This is a genomic window from Spirochaetota bacterium (assembly GCA_017999915.1).
In the GTDB taxonomy this organism is placed as follows: Bacteria; Spirochaetota; UBA4802; order UBA4802; family UBA5550; genus RBG-16-49-21.
Genome location: JAGNKX010000003.1, coordinates 139,916 through 159,251, shown reverse-complemented (window position 1 = coordinate 159,251; position 19,336 = coordinate 139,916). Strand labels below are relative to the sequence as shown.

18 protein-coding genes are annotated in these 19,336 nt (G+C 52.5%); 6 read left to right on the top strand and 12 right to left on the bottom strand.

Annotated features, from left to right (window positions below):
* Positions 1-26: 26 nt before the first annotated feature.
* On the bottom strand, positions 27-1,457 hold the full coding sequence (locus KA369_06390) for a hypothetical protein (protein ID MBP7735586.1): 1,431 nt from the start codon (positions 1,455-1,457) through the stop codon (positions 27-29).
* A gap of 184 nt (positions 1,458-1,641) precedes the next feature.
* Between KA369_06390 and KA369_06385 the strand changes: the two genes are divergently transcribed.
* The 4 genes from KA369_06385 to KA369_06370 all read left to right on the top strand — a co-directional run bounded on the left by KA369_06385 (position 1,642) and on the right by KA369_06370 (position 5,277).
* Positions 1,642-3,681: a bifunctional (p)ppGpp synthetase/guanosine-3',5'-bis(diphosphate) 3'-pyrophosphohydrolase gene (locus tag KA369_06385; GenBank protein ID MBP7735585.1), complete on the top strand. Its 2,040-nt coding sequence runs from the start codon at positions 1,642-1,644 to the stop codon at positions 3,679-3,681.
* A gap of 3 nt (positions 3,682-3,684) precedes the next feature.
* Positions 3,685-4,290 carry a septum formation protein Maf gene (gene maf, locus KA369_06380; GenBank protein ID MBP7735584.1) on the top strand — a complete coding sequence of 202 codons (606 nt, stop codon included), beginning with the start codon at positions 3,685-3,687 and terminating at the stop codon, positions 4,288-4,290.
* 79 nt (positions 4,291-4,369) lie between these two features.
* On the top strand, positions 4,370-4,945 hold the full coding sequence (locus KA369_06375) for a hypothetical protein (protein MBP7735583.1): 576 nt from the start codon (positions 4,370-4,372) through the stop codon (positions 4,943-4,945).
* A complete protein-coding gene (locus KA369_06370) occupies positions 4,942-5,277 on the top strand; it encodes a YlbF family regulator (GenBank protein ID MBP7735582.1) in 336 nt (111 codons plus the stop codon). Before KA369_06375 ends, KA369_06370 begins: the two co-directional genes overlap by 4 nt.
* Before the next feature lie 45 nt (positions 5,278-5,322).
* Here KA369_06370 and KA369_06365 read toward each other — a convergent pair whose 3' ends face one another.
* The 6 genes from KA369_06365 to KA369_06340 form a co-directional block, all read right to left on the bottom strand.
* Positions 5,323-6,690, bottom strand: coding sequence for a sensor histidine kinase (locus tag KA369_06365; GenBank protein ID MBP7735581.1), 1,368 nt, complete (start codon positions 6,688-6,690; stop codon positions 5,323-5,325).
* 92 nt (positions 6,691-6,782) lie between these two features.
* The gene (locus KA369_06360) at positions 6,783-7,046 is read right to left on the bottom strand and encodes a Smr/MutS family protein (protein ID MBP7735580.1); all 264 of its coding nucleotides are present in this window, start codon (positions 7,044-7,046) and stop codon (positions 6,783-6,785) included.
* A gap of 20 nt (positions 7,047-7,066) precedes the next feature.
* Complete coding sequence (locus KA369_06355) at positions 7,067-7,684, bottom strand: hypothetical protein (protein ID MBP7735579.1); 618 nt, start codon at positions 7,682-7,684, stop codon at positions 7,067-7,069.
* A 58-nt stretch (positions 7,685-7,742) separates the two neighbouring features.
* Positions 7,743-8,513, bottom strand: coding sequence for a right-handed parallel beta-helix repeat-containing protein (locus KA369_06350; protein MBP7735578.1), 771 nt, complete (start codon positions 8,511-8,513; stop codon positions 7,743-7,745).
* 10 nt (positions 8,514-8,523) lie between these two features.
* On the bottom strand, positions 8,524-9,723 hold the full coding sequence (locus tag KA369_06345; GenBank protein MBP7735577.1) for an aminopeptidase: 1,200 nt from the start codon (positions 9,721-9,723) through the stop codon (positions 8,524-8,526).
* Positions 9,724-9,862: 139 nt separating this feature from the next.
* Positions 9,863-11,257 carry a WG repeat-containing protein gene (locus tag KA369_06340; GenBank protein MBP7735576.1) on the bottom strand — a complete coding sequence of 465 codons (1,395 nt, stop codon included), beginning with the start codon at positions 11,255-11,257 and terminating at the stop codon, positions 9,863-9,865.
* Between the two features lie 206 nt (positions 11,258-11,463).
* Between KA369_06340 and KA369_06335 the strand changes: the two genes are divergently transcribed.
* A complete protein-coding gene (locus KA369_06335; GenBank protein MBP7735575.1) occupies positions 11,464-13,677 on the top strand; it encodes a molybdopterin-dependent oxidoreductase in 2,214 nt (737 codons plus the stop codon).
* Positions 13,678-14,206: 529 nt separating this feature from the next.
* Here KA369_06335 and KA369_06330 read toward each other — a convergent pair.
* The 4 genes from KA369_06330 to KA369_06315 all read right to left on the bottom strand — a co-directional run bounded on the left by KA369_06330 (position 14,207) and on the right by KA369_06315 (position 16,723).
* The gene (locus KA369_06330; GenBank protein MBP7735574.1) at positions 14,207-14,734 is read right to left on the bottom strand and encodes an N-acetyltransferase; all 528 of its coding nucleotides are present in this window, start codon (positions 14,732-14,734) and stop codon (positions 14,207-14,209) included.
* 256 nt (positions 14,735-14,990) lie between these two features.
* Positions 14,991-15,338, bottom strand: coding sequence for a DUF3795 domain-containing protein (locus KA369_06325; protein MBP7735573.1), 348 nt, complete (start codon positions 15,336-15,338; stop codon positions 14,991-14,993).
* 261 nt (positions 15,339-15,599) lie between these two features.
* The gene (locus KA369_06320) at positions 15,600-16,028 is read right to left on the bottom strand and encodes a hypothetical protein (GenBank protein ID MBP7735572.1); all 429 of its coding nucleotides are present in this window, start codon (positions 16,026-16,028) and stop codon (positions 15,600-15,602) included.
* A gap of 215 nt (positions 16,029-16,243) precedes the next feature.
* On the bottom strand, positions 16,244-16,723 hold the full coding sequence (locus KA369_06315) for an L-2-amino-thiazoline-4-carboxylic acid hydrolase (GenBank protein ID MBP7735571.1): 480 nt from the start codon (positions 16,721-16,723) through the stop codon (positions 16,244-16,246).
* Between the two features lie 882 nt (positions 16,724-17,605).
* Between KA369_06315 and KA369_06310 the strand changes: the two genes are divergently transcribed.
* Positions 17,606-17,965, top strand: a complete 360-nt coding sequence (locus KA369_06310; protein MBP7735570.1) for a single-stranded DNA-binding protein — start codon at positions 17,606-17,608, stop codon at positions 17,963-17,965.
* A 183-nt stretch (positions 17,966-18,148) separates the two neighbouring features.
* Here KA369_06310 and KA369_06305 read toward each other — a convergent pair whose 3' ends face one another.
* Positions 18,149-19,318 carry a hypothetical protein gene (locus KA369_06305; protein MBP7735569.1) on the bottom strand — a complete coding sequence of 390 codons (1,170 nt, stop codon included), beginning with the start codon at positions 19,316-19,318 and terminating at the stop codon, positions 18,149-18,151.
* Positions 19,319-19,336: the final 18 nt, after the last annotated feature.

Genomic DNA, 19,336 nt, shown 5'->3' with positions numbered 1-19,336 from the left:
CATATACCCTCGATTTTAAACTCCTATTAGTAATTCCGTATTCGCGTCAACGCGAAGGCAAGCCAGAAGTCAGCGTCCTTCGGAAAATATTTCTTAACATTGGGAAGAAGCAGGTAGTTCGCCGCCGTCCTGTACCCTCCCAGCTCGATATAGGACCTGCCGATGAAGAGGTTCGCCTTGGCCGCGTTTCTCTCGGCGCCGCCTCCGCTGATGTAGTCTGACAGCTCCTTTATGGCCTCACGATATTTGTTCTTGAAGAAGGTCCGCTTCAGGATGCGGTCCACATCGTCCAGCTCGAACGCCACGACCTCCTGCTCCTTTATCTCCTCCCTGGCGCCGACCGGGCTCCGCGTTATATTCACACCGGGAACCAGGGCGTAGGAAGAGAGGTCTGCGCCGGTCTCCGGAATCAGGCCGTAGTAATACTGGCCGGCAGGCACGGAGGAATCCATATACTTGCCGTCGCCCAGGTTCACATTGCCGATAATGTCGCTGCCGGGGACTTCGCCGGCGGTTTTGGCCTTTCTGGCTGACCTGAATAGCCGGTATAAGCCGTCGCCGCCCCCATGTTGCCAGGTGACCATGACGCCGTCACCCTCGGTGCGGGCGCTGATCGACTGTATCTCCGCCTGCTCTTTCTTTTTCGCGGTCACCATAACGCCGGCGGTGGTGTAGTTCCGATCCGCGACAAGGAGCTTGTTTTCCTTGCCCTTGATCGGTTTCACCGTAACGGCATAGAAATAGGGGATATCCGTGGCCACTCCCCCGTCCAGGTATTCGTTGATATCAGACTCAGAATGAAGCTTCTCTGCCTTTTTCAGGAGCTTTTCATTGTTGATCTCCTGCCTGGACCGGTATATGGTGTAAAAAAGGCTGTCCTGGTTGACCCTGCTCCAGGAAATGCGCACCCTGAGGTCCCCCGCGTCAAAGGCCTGGATATTGGAAACGATGGGGAGCTCCGTCGAAATGCTGACAACAAGGGGGTTCGTCATGTAATTGGCATCCGGGGACAGTTCAATGGCATCATTTTTGATGCTCTTTTTCGACAGGACAACGTAGTAATGATTGCCGGGGACGCAATCAGGGTCGATCACGGAATTCTTAGCGGCACCTTTTACCGCCTTGACCACCTGCGCCGACCGGGCCTTTTCCGCTGTATCTATGATCTCGCTCGATTTGGCTACGATAAAATCTCCAGGATTTTTCTGATCGAGGTCCCATGTGACTTTAATAGTGCATTTCGCTCCGGACTTATCGGGGACGGATACGGCTTTTAAATTCTTGGCTATGATATCGGGGAAGGGTTCTGCCTTCTTTTCAACGGGTTTCTTCTTTTCCTCCTTGTGTTCTTCTTCATCCGCTAAAAACTGGGAGTACAGTCTTACGCCTCCGGTGAGGCTGATCACAATAACAAGAGGCACCAGCCACATCAGTATTCCTTTGTTTTTTTCACCCATTGATGTATTCCCCTCGGCTTTTTTGCCCGGTCATTGCCTTTTTAACGAATGACCCTACTATTTTTTATATTTTCGGGAAAAAAAATATATATCTTTATATTTTTATTTGTATTCTTATGCCATGGGTTGACAAAATATTAGGATTGACTTCGACCCGATGATTAATTTGTTAGTATACTGAACCATGTCCGACATAGATCTAAAAATAAGAAGCAGGGACATCGGGACGCTGCTGAAAATGATAAAAAACAGCAATCCCGATATTGACCTGGCGGTCATCCAGAAGGCCTATCTGTTCGCCAATGCCGCCCACGAGGGACAGAAGCGCCTCAGCGGCGAGCCCTACATCGTCCATCCCCTGGAGGTGGGCATCATCCTGGCCGGGCTCAAGCTCGATACCGATACCATAGCCGCCGCCCTGCTCCACGACACCGTGGAGGACACGGGCACGTCCCTCGACATGCTCGAAAAGGCCTTCGGCGACGAGGTCGCCCGGCTGGTGGACGGCGTCACCAAGATATCATCCATAAAAAGCAGGACCAAGGCCACCGCCCAGGCAGCCACCCTGCGCAAGATGCTCATCGCCACGGTCAAGGACATCCGGGTCATCATCATCAAGCTGGCCGACAAGCTCCACAACATGAGGACCATCATGTTCCAGCCGCCGGAGACCCAGACGCGGGTGGCCAAGGAGGTCATCGACATCTACGCACCCCTGGCGCGGCGCCTCGGGATGTCGAAGGTGTCCAGCGAGCTGGAGGACCTGGCGTTCCGCGTCCTCGATGCCGAGGCCTATAACGACATCAGGAACAACATCGCCCAGCGGGACACGGAGCTCGAGGAATACCTGGAGAATGTCAGAAGAATACTGGGCGAGCGCCTCGCCTCGCTCAATATCGGCGCCAGGATCACCGGCCGCGCCAAGCACTACTATTCCATCCACAAGAAGATCCAGGAGCAAAGAAAATCCTTCGAAGAGATATACGATATCAGGGCGGTCAGGATCATAACCGAGGAGATCAAGGACTGCTACGGCGTCCTGGGCGTGGTCCACACCCTCTGGTCCCCCATCATAACGCGCTTCAAGGATTATATCGCCGTCCCCAAGTCGAACATGTACCAGTCCCTCCACACCACCGTAATCGGCCCGGACGGACACCGCCTCGAGGTGCAGATCCGCACCGAAAAGATGCACGCTACCGCCGAGATGGGCATTGCCGCCCACTGGCTCTACAAGGAAGACCCCAGCGTCATCAGGAAAGACTCGAAGAACATAACCTTCCTCAAGGACATCACCGAATGGCAGACCGACGTCCAGGACACGCGCGAGTTCATGAAGAGCCTGAAGATGGACCTGTACGACAACGAGATCTTCGTGTTCACTCCGAAGGGAAAGATCATAAAGCTCCCCAAGGGCGCGACGCCGGTCGACTTCGCCTACGCCATCCACACCGCCATCGGCCACACCACCGTGGGCGCCAAGGTCAACTCCCAGATCGTGCCGCTCAAGGCCAAGCTGAAAAGCGGCGACATCGTGGAGATCATGACCAGCAAGAAGGGGCACCCCTCCGAGTCCTGGCTCAAATTCGCCATATCGCCCAGCGCCCGCAACAAGATACGCTCCTGGCTGCGCCGCCAGCTGGAGGAAGCGGGCACACGGTTCGAGGAAGATGAAAAAGCGAAAGAGGCAAAGCCCGAGGCCCCGCCGGTGCCGAGCGAGGAACCGGTCAAGGTCAAGACCGCGACGAAACGGAGGCAGCGGCAGGCGGGCATCACCATCAACGGCGCCTCGAACGTGCTCATACGCCTGTCCCAGTGCTGCCAGCCGATACCGGGGGACGATGTTGTCGGGTTCATTACCCGGGGCCGGGGAATCACCGTTCACAAGCGGAACTGCCCTTCCCTCAAGCGCCTGGCCCACGAGCGGGAGCGCTTCGTGACCATCAAGTGGGAAGGGGCGCCGGACACCTTCTACCCGGTCAAGGTGGCCGTCGAGGGAATTGACCGCCCCAGCCTTCTCAAGGACGTGGCGGACGAAATATCCCTGGCCAAGACGAACATCATCAAGGTGGAGGCCCGCGTCGAGGAAGGCAACCACGCCGTGTTCAAGTTCATCCTCGAAGTGAGCGGCAACAGCCACCTCAAGGAGATCATGGCCAGGCTGAAAAACATCAAGAATATAACCAACGTGTACAAGCTGAACGAAAAAGTCGTTCTCAAGTGATCCATGAATATCATTCTCGGCTCTTCATCTCCGCGGCGCAAATCGATACTGGGCGGCCTGGTGCGCTCCTTCAGCATAGCCCATCCCTCCATCGTGGAAATTCCCAGGACCGGTGAAACCCCGGAGGCCTTCTCAACCCGCATCGCGGAGGATAAATGCCGTGCCATAGAAACGAATCTCTACGGCCGGGAGTTCCCCCTTCTCGTCATCACCGCGGACACCATCGTCACAATCGACGGGCGCGTCATCGGCAAGCCCTCCGATTTCGAGGACGCCGTTGCGATGCTCATGATGCTGAAGGGCCGTACCCACCGGGTCATAACCGCAGTCACCCTCCTTGCCGCGGAAAATCCGGAGGCCCCCCGCACCATGATGACCGGGTTTGAGGCGACCGAGGTGACCTTCAGGGACCTTGACCGCGACGGCGTCATCCGCTACCTGAACACGATAGACTACCGGGACAAGGCCGGGAGCTACGCGTTCCAGGAACAGGGAAGCATGATCGTCGAAGGGTTCCGGGGATCGGCGACCAACATCATCGGCTTTCCCCTGCGCCTTTTCTTTTCGATGCTTGCGGACCAGGGTATCGCCGGGAGGGTCTTCAGCTGAAAATATATTGACTTTAATGGGCCCCGATGCATGAATAGGGAGCACCGGGGCATTACCAGAATTCGCACCGAGGTATCAGATGATAAAACGAAAACGATATATCATTGACAAGAGCTTCCAGCTGCGGACCACCTTTTCCATAATCGGCCTCGTGAGCATAATCACCGCAGTCATCCTGGGCGTCATCACCATCAGCGTCGTCTACAACAACAACAGCCTGCGGGAAAACAACACCAAGATCACGAATATCTACGAAATCGAGAACAGCATTTTCGTTTCCCTGTCATCCCTTCCCGAGGCGGTGAAGGACGCCAGGCTCAAGGAGGCGCTGCTCCAGAACGGCAGGAACCACGACAGGAACATGGAGACGTTGAACCGGATCATCACGGACAACACGGGCATCATCACCTATAACAGGATACTCCTTGCCTCGATCCTCGTAATCGTCATCATCGAAAGCATTGCCCTGTATCTCCTTCTCATCAGGAAAACCCATCACATTTCCGGGCCTATCTATGTCATGTCCAGCTTCATGAAGGACATAATAGAAGGAAGGGACCCGAAGCTTCGGCCCCTCAGGGAAAAGGACGAGCTCAAGGAGTTCTACGACCTGTTCCAGGACATGGTCAAAGCGGTCCGGAAGCGTGACCGATGACCGAATCCCTCCAGCCCATCATCAGGAAGGCCCGCGAGCTTGCCGCCACAATTCGGGAGCATGATGCCACCCTCCGATACAACGAGTGCCTGGGCAGGATGAACAGGGACCGGAAGGCCCAGCAGCTTTATTCGCGGCTGATCGCCATGGGAAAGGAGCTCAACGACCGCATGGCGGCCGGGAACGCCATCGAGCGGGACAACACGTCGGAGCACGCCATGCTGCAGCGGGAACTCGAGGAGAACACCCTGGTAATGGAATACATCCAGAGCCAGAAGGATTACCTGGACCTTCTCGGGAAGGTGATCGAGAAGATAAAGAATCCCACGTGATCGGCGCCCCCGCCATGCCGGCGCCCATACACAATTTATTCCGCATCAGACCCGTTTCCTGTAGAGACCAGTCTTTATCGAGATCTCGCAGGAAAAACCCTTTGAATTCAGAACGAGCATTTTCCCACCGAGCTGCATTTCAATAATGTTGCGCATTATCATCATGCCCATGGCATTCTGATCGTTCGAATCGAAGTCCGGGGGAAGACCCACGCCGTTGTCGCGGTATTTCAATTTCAAACCATCATCCGTCGAAACAATATCCAGCTCGATGCGATTATCGCTGCCGCCCCTGAAGGCGTGCTTGATGGAATTCGTCATCAATTCATTCAGCACCAGCCCGAAGGGAATGGCGACATCTATGGAAAGGCTCGCGTCATCCCCCTGAAACCGGAACGATACGGCGCCGCCGGAGACGTGAAGCGTGTTCAGAATGTATTGCGAAAGGGCTTCGAGATATTCCTTGATGTTAATATGGGTCAGGTCCATTGACTCATAGAGCTTCTGGTGGACGAGGGCCATTGACTTAATCTTCAGGTCCAGCTCCCTGCAGATATCGGCGAACGCCTCGTTTCCGGGTTTGGATGCGATGAGCGATATCATGCTTGATATCACCTGCATATTGTTTTTCGTGCGGTGATAGAGCTCCTTGAGAAGGACCTCTTTTTCCTTGAGAGAGGCAGCAAGCTGATCGGTTCTCTGCGAGACCAGTTCTTCAAGGTGATCCTTGTGGGTGTGAAGCTCCTCCTCGATCCTCTCCCGTTCCTCGATCTCCGCCATCAGCATCGAGTTGGCCCTGTCAAGGGAATTGCGTTCGGATAATAGCCTTACCTGCTTCTCCTCCATTTTATTCTTGTACATTGTCCTGACCGACTCGTAGCTGAAGGTCAGCAATATGATAAGGAGCTGAATAACAAGGTGCCGGGTCATAAATGGAACTGTATATTGAAAGGGCGGGCCCGACAACCGTACAGACGCAAATACGATTATGCTGATAATCAACAGGGAGGCGGCCCACGCCAGGCCCTCCCTCTTGCCGAACAAAAAAAACGCCACCGATGGTATTACCAGGTACCAGAGGCTGGAAGAGCCGTCGTTTACCCCCGAATAAAGCCAGTAAATGGCCGCGGAAGACATGAAGAACACCGCTATCCGGAAAAGCTTTCTTCCTTCTTTCATGCGCCTGAGATAGATCACCAGCCCGGTCAGCAGCCCGGCCAGCATCAGATCTGTTATGCCGAAAAGGTATTCCTCGTGTTGCAGCTTTTCATATCCGAAAATTACAACAAGGGGAATGGCCAGCGAATTAAGGATGATATAGATTCTCCGCCGTGAACGCTCCTCCATGTCTATATCATGGCGATGGATCAGGATATTATACAGAAATGCGGAAATGGTATCAATGAATTTCATACAAATCAATGAAGCCGGCGAATAGTTGAGGCACTATGAATATACATGAATTGCGTGAAATCTGCAACCGTTTTATATTTTTTTCATAAGGTTCATTTCAGCTTTATTATCGTAGCCCCCCAATTGGGGCCGTCGTTGCGGAACTCGGCCACATCCGGGTGGCTCTGGAGCAGCTCGTAGACCCGCTTCTTTTTGGCGGATATCCCCTTGCCGTGGACCAGGCGTATTTTCCTGCGCCCGCCGGCCACGGCCTGGCGGATGAATTCGCGCACCACGTCGTCCGTCTCACGGGGTTCGAAGAAATGGAGATCGCACTCGTATCCGAAATCTATGTCGCTGTAGTCCTGTTCTGACATGTCTTGTCCGGCATTAACGCCTACCTTTTCCTGAACCCAAGGATGAACATCCCGGCTCCAACCAGGGCCAGTATCGGGCATAAGATAAACAGGTTCTTCCTGCTCGATGACAGGGAGTCCTTATAATCGGCAACGGAGCCTGAATACCAGTCCTTAACCGTAAGAGCGGCCGGGGCCAATGACGCAAGAATGCCGACGGCAGTAATCGGGTCACCTCTCCTCAGCCCGATATAGCGGACCTCATGGTTCCACTTCGACTTCTCGCCGGTCATGAGGACATTGTTCCCCTTCGCCTCGGAACAGAGGTTTTCGGAGTTAAGCAGGATCTCGCCATGGGCCAGGTCGGCGAGGACCGGCTGCCGGAAAAATTCCAGGGTCGACCACGATCCGCCCTTGACCTGGTGCTCGCTGGCGGCATCGACAAAATCATGGATAAGGATTTTATTTTTCACGCTCACCTTTCCTTCGACAACGACCAGGTCTCCCTGTTTTATCGAAGCGGCAGCGCTCCCGTCAAAACGGACGGCCCTGCTGATCACGTCCTCATCCTTCCCGAGCATGGTAATAGCCGCGACGAATAACGCCACCGCCGCCACTACCAGAATCACTCCGGCAACCATCATCCTTTTCGGATACATATAATCCTCCCTTTACACCTGGTTTTGAACTGTTGAATCAAACCGGCATCGGTCCCGGTCATTGGACCTCTATGTTCCCTTTCGTTTCTCCCTTCACGTTCGTATTGGCTATGACGATCTTCGCCCTGTCTCCCGCCCGGGCCGCCACGGATCCTGTCAGATTGCAGTTCCTGATGGTCACCGACGCATTGCCCATCGCATGGATCGCCGTCCCATCGCTGTTAATGTTGGAGTTGCTTATGACAACGGTGACCCTGTCTGAGACCCAGAGGGCGCAGGACCCGCCGGTGAGATTGCTGTTGTCGATGGTCACCGTGCCGGTTCCAGTAATTTTCACAGGCCGGTCTTTCGAGATAAGAGTCGTGTTGTCGATGAAGACCCTGCAGGGACCGCCGGTATCGAGGATGATGCCGTCCCTGGTGAAAGACTGGTTAACTATGGCTATGGATTTTTCCCCTTTGCAGCTAATCGGGAAAGAGGATTGGGTCTCGGCATTGATCTGGATCGTGCCCTCCGGGAACCGGCCCGCGGCAGGGTTATCCATTGTTTTTCGAGAGACCCCTTTACTCAGAAAGAATATGACCGCGCTGATCAGGGCCACTCCGACAAGGGCCAGGACCAGGAAAGCCATCAGGAATTTGCCGGGCCTCCTGTTCCTTCCGGTAAAAGGAAGACCGGCGGTGTTGGTTTCATCATTTTTCTTTAGTTGTACCCTGGCTTTGCAGTAACGGCAGGTGATTATCCCGCGAGCCTTGTCCGCTTCTCCCGGATCGAGCATCGCGCCGCAGCCGGGGCATGTATAGGTATTAAGATTTTTATTCTCCGCCATATTGAGCTCCTCAGTATCGGAACATCCCCTTTTCATACAGGACCATGCTCTTTCCGTCGGCCAGTCGGGCGGTCACGGTCTTTTCCTCGGTGTTCACCAGGTCCCAGTGAAGGGCCGAGTCGTTGTACCCGAGCTTCTTTTTCGCGGCGGCCGTAAGGGCGGCCGGGTTCCCGGTGAAGGTATCGGAATAGGAATTGCCGATGGCAATATGGCAGTTCCCGCTGGGGCCCCCGAAATTCTCGTCGAAGAGCGTATCAGCCATGAAGCGGTCGATGCGCGAGAAGCGGCGGTCCGTGAGGGAAAACTCCCCGACCCGGCTGGCGCCCCGGTCCATGGATATCATCTTCCTGAGAAAGGCCTCGCCCTGGGACGCCCGGGCCTTCACCACGGAGCCGTTCCTGAATTCGAGGCGAACTCCCTTCACCAGGTTCCCACTCCGGTACGATGGGAGGTTCGCGTAATAGGTGCCGCTGGTCCCGTGCCAGTCCGGCGAGGTGAATATCTCAAAGGAAGGGATATTGTGACCGGAAAGACCGAGAAAGCGCCGTTTTTCTCCCAGGCTGACCGAAAGGTCGAAGGACCGTGACTCGACCCTGATGGTTTTTATCGGGAGCCGGTTCAGCCACTTTTTTATCTCCATCGAATCGGCGTAAATCTCTTTCCACCGGGCCACCGGGTCCCTGTCGTTGAGGAAGCAGGCCTTTATGATCTGGTTCGTATACTCATTTATGGTAATCCCCGCTCGGCGGGCCGGCTCCGGGGTCGGAAAGGTGCAGAGGGTCCAGCTTAAAAGCCCCTTCTCTTCCCGTCGCTCCATGATGCGGCGAAGGCCCCGCCGTGCCACCATCGCCTCGTTGATGCGCTTCGGATCAATGTCCTTGAGATGCGTCAACGATTCGGGCGCCGACAGGAAGATGTTGCCGTTCAGGCTCTCCATGAATTTCTCTTCCCACTGGCCGATGAACTTCCTCTGGCGGGTGTCGGAATAGGTGAAAAAGTCGGTTTCCATGGCGGGATTCAGGAGCCCCCGGACCACCACGTTCCATTTCCTCCGAACGAGCTTCCGGTGAAGCGCCTCCGCCAGGGGGAGCGACGGCAGCTCATACCGGAGCAGGATGACATCGTAGGGCTTGAAGGGTTTCGTGCGGGCCGTTTCCAGGGCCCATATCAGCACGTCCGCGTATTTTTCGATATGATTGGAGCTCAGCATGGTTATCATCCTTAATAATGGTCTTTGTATCTGTTAGTACCGATGCCCCTTCGCGTCAAGAAATATTGCCCGGACCGCCATGGAGCTGCTGAATCATGGAGCGGTGAGAGCCATTAAGCCTTGACCGTGATAGGGCCTGTCAGAATTCCCCATTTCTTATATTATCCGCGCCTGTTTCGGTATAACGATATATGACATTACCCTCCAGATCAAGGTAGCCGTATTCCGCGCGTTCTTTGCTCTTTTCGAAGCAGATGTATATGATGCCGTTGACGGGGAGACTGATGAAATAATAGCGATAATCGATGACGAACAGGGTCGCCATGGTTTTCAGGTCTAGATAGAGCCCTCCCTGCCCCTCCCTGGCCAGGATCATATAATCATCGTCCATCCGTTCCATTTCCGCCCCGTATTTGTCCCAGAGGATTTCCCGGCACCGCTTGTCGATTATGTAGGGGTGCCGCCCCTCGCTCGCGGTCCGCAGGGCGACGGCCAAGCCGTTGCGAAACGGCATGGTCAGCACGAGGCGGGCCTGGATGAAGGGCTTCCCGGACCTGTCTATATACCCGTACTTGACCGGGTGGCCACTCCGGTTGGTGTTGACGGCATACGAGGCGGCCCCGTCGGAGAAATGCCCCACCAGCCAGAACTGCGGCTTGATGACGATCTTCTCATTCCGGTCGATGAACCCCCACTTCCCGCCGATACGGACGCCGCAGAGGCCTTCTTCAAATCCCATCCGTCCAATCCGTCCGTATTTGGCCCCTATCACGAATTCGCCCTTCTTATTTATGATACCCCATTTGCCCCTGTACTTGACCGGCGCTTCGCCGTTCTTGAAAAAAAAGCCGAAATCGAAACGAGCTGGTATCACCACCGTTCCGTCGCCGTCCATGTATCCGTACTTCCCCTTCTCCATGTACTGCACCAGTCCCTCGGCGAAGCGGATGTCGCGCTTGATGACCGGCGCTCCCTCAGGAAAATCCATATTGTTCTGCTCTTCGGTAATATGAGTATTGCCGATTTCCATCTCCTCGAAAGCATGGTCGGTGACCACGCGGCCGTTCTCCAGCATGAGGGCCAGGCGGCCGTTAAGGCTGTCTTGCACGAAGAGGGCCCTACCCTCGCGGTAGATGTTCATCTTCTCCGGCCTAACGACATATTCTCCTTTCGTGTTTATCGTGCCGAACCGGTAGGTGTATTTTTCGGGACCGGGTACGGCGACCACGGCGATGCCGTTTTCGAAATAGCTCCCCAGGGCAAACCTCGGTTCGATGACGACCCGCCCGTCGCGGTTGATGAAGCCGTATTTCCCTCCCTGCCTGACCAGGGCCATGCCGCCGGAAAAATAATTGGCCGTCTCGAATTGAGGCTTTATCACGATCTTTCCCCGACGGTCGATATATCCCCACGCGCCATTCTGCACGATTGGATAATAGCTGTCAGGATCGACAGGTTGTTCCGAGTAAAAGTAGGGATATATGGGGGAACTGACCATCAGGATAACGACGGCGATCAAGGATCTTCTCATCATGGCTACCTCTTGGCCTGGAATACCCATATGGTATCATCATGCGCGTAAATATCAAGAAAAAAGCGTTCTGTCCGGCGGGAGACAGAATACAAGATCGGATTGAACAGGGCGGTCCCGTTGAAATATCATTGCGGAAAAACCCCGGTCAATGCAGGATGCCGCCACGATGCGATGACAATCAGATACCAGTTAAGGACCCGCTCCCCATGAGAACCGAACACACTTTCTGCAGAATCTGCGAATGCCTCTGCGGCCTCAAGGTAACCCTTGACGGCAACCGCGTGGAGAAGATCGAGGCGGATAAAGACCATGTGGCCACTGAAGGCCATGCCTGCGTGAAGGGCCTGAAGCAGCACAAAATCTACGAATCGGCGGACCGGTTGCGTTATCCATTAAAGCGCGAAGGCAATGAATTCAGGCGGATATCCTGGGATCAGGCGCTCAGGGAAATCGGCGAGAAGATCAAGAGTCTCCGGATGGCCCACGGGCCGGATTCCATCGGCATGTATGTGGGCACGGCCACCGGCTTCGACCTGCTCCACCCGGCCTTCGCCCAGGGGTTCATGACCGGCATCGGCACGAAGCAGATGTATTCGCCTCACACCCAGGACTGCGCCAACAAGTTCGCGGTGGCCCATCACCTCTACGGCTTTCCCTTCACGCAGCCCTTCCCCGACATCGCCAACACGAAGTTCCTGGTCATCGCCGGCGGCAACCCGGCCATATCGAAATTCAGCTTTCTCCAGCTGCCCCATCCGGTGAAAAAGCTGAAGTCCATCGTCGAGGGGGGCGGACGCGTCATTTTCATCGACCCCCGCCGCACCGAATCCGCCAGGGCCGTGGGAGAGCACGTCTTCATCAGGCCCGATACCGATGTCTTCTTCTACCTTTCCTTCCTAAGGGAGGTCTTCCTGAGGGACGCCATAAATCATTCCAGGACCAGGGAATACATGGACGGCCTTGATGAGATGAGGAGTATCGTCGAGCCCTGGACGCCGGAGCGCACCGCGGAGGTCACCGGCATATCCCCTGCGACACTACGTGACATCGTGGGCGGATACCTCGCAGCGGACGGAGCGGCCCTCTATTCCTCAACCGGTGTCAACATGGGACGCAACGGGGCCCTGGCGTTCTGGCTCCAGGAGGTCATCAACGCCATAACGGGCAACCTGGACCGCTTCGGCGGGACCCTCGTGGGACAGGGCATCGCCTCCTTCGAACAGCTAGGCAAAAAGCACGGGTTCCTTCTTCGGAAGGACCGCTCCCGCATCGGCGGCTTCGCCTCGGTGAGCGACTGCTATCCCGGCGGCCTCCTGGCTGACGAGATACTGACCCCCGGCCAGGGTCAGATCAGGGCCCTCTTCTGCACGGGTGGCAATCCACTGAACACCATGGCCAATTCCGCCCGTGTCAGCGAGGCCTTCAAAAAGCTCGACCTGCTGGTCTCGGTGGACATCTTCCAGAACGAGACCGCATCCCTGGCACACTATGTTCTGCCGGTCACCTCCTTCTTTGAAATGCCCGGCATTCCTTTCATATTCCCGCTTTTTTGCGGGCTCCAGATCAGGCCCTACCTGCAGGCGACGCGGGCCATTCTCGAGCGCGACGGCGAGCAGCGCCACCCCTGGGAGGTGTACAGCGACCTGGCCCGCGCCTGCGGAACGCCCCTCTTCGGCTCCGGTTTCGCCCAGGCATTGATGAACCTCAACATGCGGGCCTGCAGCTCGATGTTTTTCCGATGGATGGCTCTGACCCCGGAGAGGATGCTGGGACTGCTTCTCCGCTCCTTTGGTCAGCCTGGCTTTAAAAAGCTGCTGCGCCATCCCCATGGGTTTCTGCGGCCGTCCCACCGGGAACATTCGTTCCTGGGTAAAAGGGTCGTGACTGATAACGGCAGGGTCAACCTCGCTCCGGTGCACTTTATAGAAAGAGCAGCGGCGCTGGAAAATATCTATTCCGACGAACTGAAGAGCCGGGGACAATTAAAGCTCATTACCAAACGGGCCGTCCGAACCCATAACTCCTGGATGCACAATTTGGAGGATTTCGTAAGCGGGGACAACAACACCAACTATCTCTACATGCACCCTTCGGACGCCGCCGACGGTGGCCTCACTGAAGGGGCCTTCGCAGACGTGTCCACAGCGACCGGCAAGGTCCGCGTCCCGGTCAGGTTCCTTTCAGAGCTGATGCCGGGCACCGTGGCACTGCCCCATGGCTGGGGCCACCAGCCGGCCCGGGGACTCTCTGTGGCGAGCAAGACCCGGGGCGTGAACGTCAATATCCTTGCGGCGGATGGGCCGGACAGTCTTGACCCCCTGTCGGGTATGGCGCACCTTACGGGGATTCCGGTGACGGTGAAGCCCGCCGATGGTCCTCACGACCCCACGAGCTGGTCGGGGATTGCGGAGTCGAAATGATTTTGCCCTTACCAGGGCATGGGAGTTTTGACCCGATGCGGGTCGTACATTTTTGCGAGGGGGCCATAGCCCCGGGTTTAAACCCGGGGCTATGGCCCCCTCGCGCTCCCCTCTTCGGGTCGCTCAGTCGCCGCGACAGGCTATCGGGCGTAACTCGGGCGAATCCCGACTAGGTCGGGAGTTCGCCCTCAGACAGACGCCCGATTGGGATGTCCGCCTGACGGCGGACATTTTAATGCCTGTTTGCAGGGAATGTACTAGATTATACTTCAATGATTGAAAATGTCATTGTATTGGATAGGATGATGTCAGCAAGAGCCTTACGCCTTTCGCTCCGGAAGGCCCATCTGCTAACCACAGGATGTGGTTAGTGCCGGCGGAGACAGGATGTCTAAAAACCGCCGGCGTCCATCCTCGCGACGCCGGCCGTCCTGGCCGGCGATATAAAATAAATGCGAAAGATAATTTACACTATCTGCAAAATTAAGGTATCGATGATAAGGAAGCCGAGGCAAACCAATAATAGAGCCTATAATAGCAATTGATAATAAACAACATCAAGCCATTTATCAAATTTATAGCCGACTTCCTTTAGATGAGCAGCCTTGGTAAAACCAAATTTTTCATGTAATTTTATACTTGCTTCTTGGTCGCCTGAAATACCAGCAATAATACTATGATAACTATTTGATTTCGATAATTTAATAAGTTCATCCAATAATATGGCACCTAAACCATTAAATAATTTATCATGTCTTATATATATAGAATTTTCAACAGTAGGTTTATAAGCTTCTCTATTTTTAAATTTTGAAATCGAAGCCCAACCGATAACATCATTATTGATTTCCGCCACAATAATTGGATAATAATCATTATGTTCATCAAACCAGATATAGCGATTTTCTATTAATTCAAGTTTTGTCTGGTAAGTGCATGTAGAATTTTGAACATAATAGTTGTAAATATCGTTTATTGCAAGCATGTCTTTTTTCAAGGCATTTCTGATTATAATTTCAGTTTCATCTTTTAGAATTCCTTTATGTTCTGGTGACATATTATTACTTCAAAAATATTGTTTTGATATTATTATTGCCGAACATGAAAAGTTGGCAATAATAAAAACAAAAAACATGATATTACGCTCAACGTCTCCGGGGCATAAGAAGCTTTCTCCAAAGCGATATCGGAGGTGAAAATGTGGCACAGCCGGAAGCGACCATCGGAAGCAGATCATATATGCGCTGTTATATGTATTTGCCTCGCATATTTAATGAAATTATTTCTAAACTTAACATTACTACATAAATAATTTACCCAATCTCTTTTAAAAGCATTTCATAACAATTTTTAGCATCTGGTGAAAATTTATGAAATTTAATTAATTTTTCACAAGGCTGTTCGTTGCATCTTGCACAATTGTTTAAACCTTTTTCCCGACAACATTTTCTTATTTCGCAAGATTGGCAATATGCGATTATTCTACCTCCATTTGATAGACATCCATCACAGTTGATATCAGTAGTTTTTAAATTCAGCTTAAATTTTTCAGAATATAATGCAGCTGTTTTTGCTCTTGCCACATTATCATCATTCTGAGTGGCTAAATATGTAGGACAATTCGAACAAATAAGCCCGCAATATGCTATCATCTTTGACATTTTAATATACCTCGCACAAGTAATGAAACGTATTTAGCAGATAAATGCTTTTAGTAAAAAATGTATTAAATCCCCCAATATAAACGGGGTAATTACATATAACGTTTCCGGCGTAGCCGAACCTGGCGAAGCCAGTTTGCCGAGCGCCCCGCCAGCAATGCGCGTTTTACCTCCCCCAAACCGCGCTGTAGCTGGCGGGATAAGCGCGAGGCCGAGCACCGCAGGCGGCCTAAACGAGCGAGGAGCGGAATTGATCGATCTTTATTTTTTTGTTTTATCTACTTTTTTCATTATCAAAGGATATTTTGTTGCATTTACTGCTCCTTCTGTATCAACTATTGCTTTTTCCACAGCTAATCCTTCAAGATTCCCACTTTGAGTGTATTTCAAGGATCCAGTATAATATATTTTTGATCCTGAGGTTAATATATAATATATATTATCACCATTTATTACACCCTTAATATTATATAAGCCTAGTGTGCCATAAAATTCATTTCCTTTTTGAACAATAATTGCACTACCCCACCCAGCAAATATTGAACCAGCATCCCAATCTCCTGATATATTTATCTTTGGGACACCTTTCTGTGAATTAAGCCACGCATTAGTTTTTTCAAATGTCAGACAACCAAACAAAAACATACTTACAATTATTATAACAACTGATAAGATCAATTTATTCTTCATGACAACTCCCTTTCAAAAAATAATATTAAGATTTTTCACCAATTACCATTGTAGAAATAAATTCTAATAAATCAATAAAAAGCACACAGTTTTATATAACGTCCCCGGCTTATGCGACGTTTTTACCGTAGCGCAGTGGAGGTGATAATGTTGCGAAGCCCGAGGAGCGCAGCGGAGCGTTTAGCCAATGTTATATGAAGTAAAATCACAATCGCTCAAGTTTGTTTATTAAATCGGTAACAAAAATCACAGTGTTCAGCTCCTTCCATTATCGTCTGTGTTCTGGTTAACTTAACAACGGGATCACCAATTTCAGCTATATAATAATCAAAATCACACATCATGATCATTCCAAGTTCCGGTTCACCTAATTCCTTAAAAAATTCAGCAAATCTACATCGTTTTACATTGTAATCTCGAGAAGTTTCATCATTAATTATAAACTCTCTTTCTACGTTATCCCCGATTCTTGGTCGAATATCATCCCACACTTTTTCCCATTTTTCAAAAGGGGTTCCGGATTTTCGTTCACCTATTTTATGATAAACACTGCGAATATAAGGACGAAGTGCGTCACTAATCAATGCCGCAGCTTTTTCTTTTCCCAATTCTTTTCGCAAAATCCGCATAATCGGAATTATTACATCTGTTTGCATTTTTATTTCATCTAATAATGGTATTTCATTTTTATCCATAAACATTCCTCAACATTACTGTAATAATCTTTATTCAAAAAGCTGTGATTTTATTTCATATATCAAATCGTATCCAAATATCGTTTATAAGAGATAAATCCAATGATATCTGATTATATCAATATCTTTTTTAATTCAAATTATTCTCCCCCCGGAGTTATTTATATATTATATTTTAATTATTTATTTCCCGATAGATGGTCAAGCCAATTTCACATAACAAGCAATTAATTCAAATCCAACTGATCTGATTTGCGTTTACCGTAATAGGCGCTTCTTCTGGTTAGCCACATAGAGTCGCCGTGCAGGAGGCACGGCGTCGCGAGGATGGACGCCGGCGGTTTTTAGACATCCTGTCTCCGCCGGCACTAACCACATCCTGTGGTTAGCAGATGGGCCTTCCAAAGCGAAAGGCGGAAGGCATTTAATAACATCATCTTTTAACATGTTATAACATTTTATGTTACTTACGCAAAAACCCATACATTCCCTTCAACAAGGCCCTCAAAACGTCCGCCGGCAGGCGGACATACCTAATAAGGGTGGTGTGCCTGACAGGATGTCACAATGCCACGCGCCGACAGGAGGTCGGAAAAGCGCGCGGCGCTGAGTCGAATCCGGCGAAGCCGGTTCGACGAGTTCACCCGAAGCCCGTCGCGGCGTTTGAGCGACCGGGATGGGAGAGCGCGAGAGGGAAGGACGGAGTGTCCTTCCCTCTCGCAACAAACCCCGCCCGGGGTCCCCGGGCACTACCCTGCCCCGGTCCGGGGCAATTGCACCCCCCAAGGATATGGGAAAAATTTAAATAATTTTAAAATTATTTTTAACATCCCCCGACCCCATCCGTTAACAGATGTAAATCAACCAAAAAGGAGAAACGCTATGCAAAACTACCAGACAGTCACCATCGAGGGAAACGCCACGCGGGACCCGGTCCTTAAGCAGACCAAAACAGGGAAAAACGTGTGCACCTTTTCCCTGGCCATGAACCACTACTCGAAGGACGACGCGGATCCCCAGGTCTCCTACATCGACGTGGAGACATGGGAAAAGCTCGCCGAATTCTGCTCGAGTAGCATAGCCAAGGGCAGAAGGATCATGGTCGCGGGGACCCTGCGCCAGGAGCGGTGGGAAGGCAGCGACGGCAAGAAGAAGTCCCGGATCAAGTTAATCGGCAAGGAGGTCCGCTTCATCGAGTCGTTCAAGAGACAGGATGGCGGCCTGGAGAGGAAATCGGCCTGACAAAATACCCCGCAGCAAGCTGCGGGGTATTTTGTCGCATAATGTGTTGCGCGCTTTCAACCCCGGAGCAGAGCTCCGGGGTTAGCGCACGCTGCGATCGTCCGGCCGGGGTGCCGGCACCGCGGCATCCCGGCTGATTGCTTATTCCACCCATAGGGGCTGCGGCATCGAACGTGGGACCTTTCAGGGACGCGCGTACCTTTCGAGGGCTTTTTCAATGCCCTCGATCAGCTGCGCGACATAGGCGTCAAGGTCGCCGATGCTTTTCCGGTGGACCCGGAAGCCGATGGCGCCCTCATGGCCGCCGCCGTTTTTAAATGAAAAAATCTCGAGGACGCTGCGGAGATCGAGCCCCTTGTACTTCTGGCCGCGGCGCAGCCTGAACTGGACCAGGCCGGACGCCTCGGAATCATCGTATACGACGAAACCCAAGCACCCGCTCTCTTCGGCGAGATGATCGGCGACGGAACGGGTGACCGAGACGATGGTATCGCTGTCGTACGCGTCATAGAGGGCCTTCATGTCATCGACGCTCAGCACCGAAAAGCCGATCGATTTCGAAAACTTCTTCTTATTATAGATAAACCTGAAGCAACTGTCCTCAACCGCGGAGAGGCGCTGGATCTCGTGGAACACCTCGTCCTTGTTCACGAAATTGGTTTCCTTGGTGGTTTCCCGCTCGAGGAGGGAATTATACATGTTGCTGAAGATGTCATAATACCGTTTCTGGCGCTTTGAGATGATGTACTGGCCCATATTGGTATCGCCCACGATCCCCGTGAGCACGGAGAGGATCACGTTCCTGGAAAGGGGGTTGTTGATATTGTAGCGCTTGAGGATCTCCTTCCTCTTCGCCAGCTTCATGGCGATGAGGCCGACCAGCTCGCTGGATGACGTGGCCTCGGTTACGAGGCGGTATCCCTCGTCGCCGATATAGGCGCTGTCCGCTCCCAGGTGGTGGTCCACCTCGATCTTAAGAACGCCCGGCCTTCCCAGGATCTTCTCGATGTCCGCGTTGAGGTCTATCATCGAGGGCTTTGGCGTGTCGCACACGACGACGGCGTCGACGGTTTCGTCGATGTTGGCCATCGCCTCGGAGCAGCTGATCGCGTTGTGGCGGCAGATATCAAGGAGGTACTGGAAATGCTCATGCATCGATTCGCTTATGTAAACATTGGCCTTCTTCGAGAACTTGCCGGCTATCAGGGCGAAGGCTACCATCGATCCGATGCAGTCCTCATCGGGGTTCTTGTGTCCGAGAAAAAGAAAATGGCTGCGCTCCTGCAGGGCGTCGATGATATTTTCGACGATCCTGTTCTTCTCGTAAATGGTCTCTATCGCCTGTTTGTTCATTGACGTGATGTTTGCCCC

What these genes read in the sequence shown, in the direction of transcription:
- KA369_06315 (MBP7735571.1), bottom strand. Translation starts at nt 16,723, where the DNA reads ATGGATAAAAATGAAATACCATTATTAGATGAAATAAAAATGCAAACA.
- KA369_06330 (MBP7735574.1), bottom strand. Translation starts at nt 14,734, where the DNA reads ATGTCACCAGAACATAAAGGAATTCTAAAAGATGAAACTGAAATTATA.
- KA369_06385 (MBP7735585.1), top strand. Translation starts at nt 1,642, where the DNA reads ATGTCCGACATAGATCTAAAAATAAGAAGCAGGGACATCGGGACGCTG.
- KA369_06310 (MBP7735570.1), top strand. Translation starts at nt 17,606, where the DNA reads ATGCAAAACTACCAGACAGTCACCATCGAGGGAAACGCCACGCGGGAC.
- KA369_06365 (MBP7735581.1), bottom strand. Translation starts at nt 6,690, where the DNA reads ATGAAATTCATTGATACCATTTCCGCATTTCTGTATAATATCCTGATC.
- maf (MBP7735584.1), top strand. Translation starts at nt 3,685, where the DNA reads ATGAATATCATTCTCGGCTCTTCATCTCCGCGGCGCAAATCGATACTG.
- KA369_06350 (MBP7735578.1), bottom strand. Translation starts at nt 8,513, where the DNA reads ATGGCGGAGAATAAAAATCTTAATACCTATACATGCCCCGGCTGCGGC.
- KA369_06375 (MBP7735583.1), top strand. Translation starts at nt 4,370, where the DNA reads ATGATAAAACGAAAACGATATATCATTGACAAGAGCTTCCAGCTGCGG.
- KA369_06355 (MBP7735579.1), bottom strand. Translation starts at nt 7,684, where the DNA reads ATGTATCCGAAAAGGATGATGGTTGCCGGAGTGATTCTGGTAGTGGCG.
- KA369_06390 (MBP7735586.1), bottom strand. Translation starts at nt 1,457, where the DNA reads ATGGGTGAAAAAAACAAAGGAATACTGATGTGGCTGGTGCCTCTTGTT.
- KA369_06335 (MBP7735575.1), top strand. Translation starts at nt 11,464, where the DNA reads ATGAGAACCGAACACACTTTCTGCAGAATCTGCGAATGCCTCTGCGGC.
- KA369_06305 (MBP7735569.1), bottom strand. Translation starts at nt 19,318, where the DNA reads ATGAACAAACAGGCGATAGAGACCATTTACGAGAAGAACAGGATCGTC.
- KA369_06360 (MBP7735580.1), bottom strand. Translation starts at nt 7,046, where the DNA reads ATGTCAGAACAGGACTACAGCGACATAGATTTCGGATACGAGTGCGAT.
- KA369_06340 (MBP7735576.1), bottom strand. Translation starts at nt 11,257, where the DNA reads ATGATGAGAAGATCCTTGATCGCCGTCGTTATCCTGATGGTCAGTTCC.
- KA369_06325 (MBP7735573.1), bottom strand. Translation starts at nt 15,338, where the DNA reads ATGTCAAAGATGATAGCATATTGCGGGCTTATTTGTTCGAATTGTCCT.
- KA369_06370 (MBP7735582.1), top strand. Translation starts at nt 4,942, where the DNA reads ATGACCGAATCCCTCCAGCCCATCATCAGGAAGGCCCGCGAGCTTGCC.
- KA369_06320 (MBP7735572.1), bottom strand. Translation starts at nt 16,028, where the DNA reads ATGAAGAATAAATTGATCTTATCAGTTGTTATAATAATTGTAAGTATG.
- KA369_06345 (MBP7735577.1), bottom strand. Translation starts at nt 9,723, where the DNA reads ATGCTGAGCTCCAATCATATCGAAAAATACGCGGACGTGCTGATATGG.